The 4404-nt window shown below is 52.9% G+C and carries 4 protein-coding genes; 1 reads left to right on the forward strand and 3 read right to left on the reverse strand.

Going from position 1 to position 4404, the window contains the following annotated elements:
- The 3 genes from INT32_RS21890 to hisD form a co-directional block, all read right to left on the reverse strand.
- A partial coding sequence (locus INT32_RS21890; RefSeq protein WP_193090792.1) for an MFS transporter occupies positions 1–312 on the reverse strand: 312 nt, incomplete at its 3' end.
- Positions 313–390: 78 nt separating this feature from the next.
- Positions 391–1158 carry an SDR family NAD(P)-dependent oxidoreductase gene (locus tag INT32_RS21895; RefSeq protein WP_193090793.1) on the reverse strand — a complete coding sequence of 256 codons (768 nt, stop codon included), beginning with the start codon at positions 1156–1158 and terminating at the stop codon, positions 391–393.
- 21 nt (positions 1159–1179) lie between these two features.
- The gene (hisD, locus tag INT32_RS21900) at positions 1180–2493 is read right to left on the reverse strand and encodes a histidinol dehydrogenase (RefSeq protein ID WP_193090794.1); all 1314 of its coding nucleotides are present in this window, start codon (positions 2491–2493) and stop codon (positions 1180–1182) included.
- 241 nt (positions 2494–2734) lie between these two features.
- Here hisD and INT32_RS21905 point away from each other — a divergent pair, with 241 nt between their 5' ends.
- Positions 2735–3781: a LacI family DNA-binding transcriptional regulator gene (locus INT32_RS21905; RefSeq protein ID WP_193090795.1), complete on the forward strand. Its 1047-nt coding sequence runs from the start codon at positions 2735–2737 to the stop codon at positions 3779–3781.
- Positions 3782–4404 lie beyond the last annotated feature (623 nt).

The raw sequence follows: 4404 nt of genomic DNA on the forward strand, positions 1-4404 counted from the left end.
GATCGCGACTGTGGCCCCGCCCATCAATAGCAGCGTGAGCATCAGCATTTTCTTGCGACCAACGGTATCGCCGAAATGCCCGAATATGATGCCGCCCAGGGGCCTGGCAACGAATCCAAGCGCAAAGGTTCCGTACGCCAGCATGGTGGATATGAACTCGTTTTCACCAGGAAAATAAAGCTTGTCAAACACCAGTCCGGCGACAACGCCGTACAGGAAAAAATCGTACCACTCGATAATCGACCCAAACAGGCTTGATACCGTCGCCCGATGTAGATTACTGCGGGCCTGTCCATGTTCTGAATTGTTCATGCTGTCTCTGCTCCATAGCGCTTTTATTCTGTTTTTATATATTGAGGAACGGCAAAATCCTGCCGCAAGAAATACTGCCTACTTCGCTGTGTAACCCCCGTCGACCATGATCACCTGTCCGGTGATATAGCTTGATGCCTGGCTGGCCAGAAACACGGCAACACCATGCAAATCCTCCAACTGACCATTGCGACCAATGCACGTTTGTGCGGCATGATGCTGGCTCAGGCTTGTATCGCCAAATACAGGCGCCGTTAGCGGCGTCGGAAAAAAGCCCGGCCCTATTGCATTGCAGGTAATGCCATGCGGCGACCACTCCTGGGCGATGGCACGCGTCAGTTGCACCACGCCGCCTTTTGCCGCACCATATGGGGTGCTATGGGCAAACGCGCGATAGGACTGCAACGACGCAATATTGATGATGCGTCCCCATCCATTCTTCTTCATCGCCGGTGCCAGCGCCTGGGTAAAGAAAAATGGCGCCGCCAGATGAAGCTCCATCTGCAGGCGCCAGGATTCATAATCCACGTGTTCAAACGGCTGACGCAGATTGACCCCGGCTGCATTGACCAGAATATCGACCCTCCCGGCGCTGGCGACTGCCTCGCTGGCGCAAGCCTGCAGCGCAGAATGATCAGCCAGATCACATATGCAATAGTGTGCTTTTATGCCATCTTCAGCCAGTAGCGCAACCTGCTCGCGCAACGGCTGCTCGCGACGGGCCACCAATACTAGCTGTGCGCCTGCCAGCCCCAGCCCTCTGGCAATGGCAGCGCCAATGCCAGAGTTGCCTCCGGTCACCAGGGCTGTCCTGCCAGAAAGATCGAACAGTGCTCGATTTTTCATCATTGTCTCCTGTCCGTCGTCTTAAACAGTCACGGCTTGGCCGGAGTCGAAGGTTTCATCGGGGAAGTATTTTGCCAGACGGTCATCAGCGGTACGTGCATGGGCTTCCATCCCTTCCAGACGGGATATCCGCGCGGTCACCTGACCGATCTGCCTGACGGCATCTTTGGACATGCGCTGCCAGGTGAGCGTTTTCATGAATTTGTGCACGGAAAGCCCGCCCGAGTAACGTGCCGCACCCTTGGTCGGCAACACATGATTAGGCCCGCTGCACTTGTCGCCAAAGGCCACGGTGGACTCTTCGCCAAGGAACAGTGATCCGTAGCACGTCAGGCGCTCAAGCCACCAATCCAAATCCTCGGCCTGAACTTCAAGATGTTCCGATGCATATCGATCCGAAACTTCTGCTACTTCCTCACGCGTATCACAGATGATAATTTCGCCATAATCACGCCACGCAGCGGTAGCCGCGTCCCGGGCAAGACCGGGAAGTTGCTCGATAAGTTGCGGTATACGCTGCGCGACTTTTTCCGCCAGCGAGCGTGAGGTTGTAAACAACCAGGCCGGCGATTCATGACCGTGCTCTGCCTGGCCCACCAGATCACTGGCGACAATGTCCGGATCAGCCGTTTCATCGGCAATCACTGCGACCTCTGAAGGACCGGCGAACACATCGATTCCAACCTGCCCAAAAAGGCTGCGCTTGGCCTCTGCAACAAATTTATTGCCCGGTCCCACCACCACATCTGCCGGAGTTCCTGTGAACAGGCCAAAAGCCATGCTGGCAATTGCCTGCACGCCACCGAGCGTCATGATTGTGTCCGCTCCGGCGGTGCGAAATGCATACAGCACGTAAGGATGCATGGCGCCGCCACGGAACGGGCTGGAGCAGGCAATAATATTTTTCACACCCGCCGCTTTGGCGGTAGCCACACCCATATAGGCAGATGCAATATGCGCATAGCGACCGGCCGGTGCGTAACAGCCCACAACGTTCACTGGCAACACGCGCTGACCGGCAGTAACACCGCCCTTGAGTTGAACGGAAAACTCTTCAATAGACTCGCGTTGTCTTACCGCGAAGTCATAAACCTGACGTACGGCAAACTCAATATCGTTTTTGATGGCTGTGGGAATATCCCGAGTGGCCTGGTTGATTTGTGCGTCACTCATCACAATCTCTCCAGTCCATTTATCCAGCTTACTCGCATACTCCCGCACCGCCACTTCACCACGGGCACCTATATCGGCCAGCATTTGGTCGACCACCGCCCTTGCGGCGCCTGTTTCGGTCTCTGGTGTCTTGTCTGCTTTCTTTAAGTATTCAATTGCCATTTTTTTACCCTAAAATGTATTCGCTTTCATACGAACGAAAACCTTAATAAATATAACTCATTGTATTTATTGAATATTATTTGACGACTCAAATTAAATAATTCACTAATGATCTATAAATGTATGCGCTTACATTTTATTGTAATTAAGGATTGCAATCGCGTCAATGTATAAACCGTAAATTTTTACCAGGCAGCGGCTTATAATACATTCTGTTTATGAACAAAGACAAAGGCCAGCCATGAAACACCGGGCGCGCATCGCTGACGTTGCATCCCTGGCGGAAGTGTCAGTTGCCACTGTATCCCGCACCCTATCGAATCCAAACTCAGTCAAGCCCGCTACCCGCGAACGGGTCCAGCGCGCCATTGATGAATTGAACTACTTTATGGATGGGTCGGCTCGCGCGCTGGCGTCGGGCCACGGTCACACGGTTGGTATGGTCGTTCCCACTTTGGATAATTCGATATTTGCGCTGGCGGTCCAAGGCCTGCAAACGACACTGGCAGCGCACGGTTACCAGTTGCTTATCGCTGCCCATGAATATAATCTTGAAACTGAAGCACAACAGGTCCGTGCCTTGCTGGAAACGCGAATAGACGCGCTGGTACTGGTTGGCACACATCACGCCGACACAACATGGGATCTGGTCCGGCGTAGTCGGACACCATTGCTGGTTGCCTGGGCCACGCACGAAAGCTATCCTTCGGTGGCTTTCGATAATCGCCTTATTGGGCAATTGGCCGCCGAGCATCTTATTGCACTGGGGCACAGGCAATTTGGCATGATTTCGGGATACACCCGCCACAACGACCGGGCGCGACAACGTGCCGACGGATTCATCGAGACCTTGCGCTGCAACGACATTGCATTTGATAAACGTAATCTGATTGAACAGCCCTTTGGTTTTGCTGGCGGACGCACCGGTTGGGCGCGTCTGATGCAATTACCTGTTCCTCCCACGGCCATTTTTTGTGGCAATGATGTACTGGCAATGGGATGCATGTTCGAAGCGCAGAAACATGGAGTCCAATTACCCCGGGATCTTTCGATTGTGGGCTGCGATAATCTGCCCATTGTGTCGCACTTGCCGCCCGGACTGACCACAGTGCAGTTGCCTACCTATGAATTGGGGATCGAATGTGCACATTCGATACTGGAATGGATAGAAAAAGATGCGCAGCCAGTCTCTGTGTGCCTGGATATCGAACTGATCGTCCGCGGCACTACGAGTCAACCGCCAGAGGTACCTCGCGCCATTTCAGCAAACAAATCAAAATCCGGATAAAAAGCGACAAATGACTGGAGGCATGTCAGGCTTGGCAACCCATGGCCTGCCGAGCCTATACAAAGACACATTGATTTGGAGCCCTGCCAAGCATGTCTGCAGGCCAGGGTTCAAGCATATGCTATGGCAACTGCAATAGTCTGCAGAATTGCTGCGCCCCGGGCCAATGAATGCAGGTCCGTGAAGCCTGCCAGGGGTAAGGACTATCATTTTCTGGCCAGGCCTCTTCACACAAAATAAAGCAAAGTGAATCGTTAAGCAGAGCAGAAAATTGAGTAAAGTGCGCCGTTCAACCAGAACCCAGAAAGGTATCATGCAGAGCGCGCAATCATGAACGCCATCGCAAGTGTAAGATTAAGACAAGGCGGTGAGCCAGAAATGAGATACGTCGAGTTCAAGGCTCAGAGCAGCGCTCTGTTGAACGCCAGCCGGTATTGAAGATAAGATGCATCGGTTGGGAGTAAAGCGGCGCGTGGCGAAATAGATGAGCATCCTAGAGAGAGGAACTGCAATGCGATGCAGCCCCTAAAATAAAACGATTGGCGCATAGACTGCGTGTTGATGATGCGAGCGTCTTATGGATATTTATTATGGATATTTATAACGCGTGCGTTAAAGCACAA

This window comes from Advenella sp. FME57 (assembly GCF_014897675.1).
GTDB lineage: Bacteria > Pseudomonadota > Gammaproteobacteria > Burkholderiales > Burkholderiaceae_B > Advenella.

What these genes read in the sequence shown, in the direction of transcription:
- INT32_RS21895 (WP_193090793.1), bottom strand. Translation starts at nt 1,158, where the DNA reads ATGAAAAATCGAGCACTGTTCGATCTTTCTGGCAGGACAGCCCTGGTG.
- hisD (WP_193090794.1), bottom strand. Translation starts at nt 2,493, where the DNA reads ATGGCAATTGAATACTTAAAGAAAGCAGACAAGACACCAGAGACCGAA.
- INT32_RS21905 (WP_193090795.1), top strand. Translation starts at nt 2,735, where the DNA reads ATGAAACACCGGGCGCGCATCGCTGACGTTGCATCCCTGGCGGAAGTG.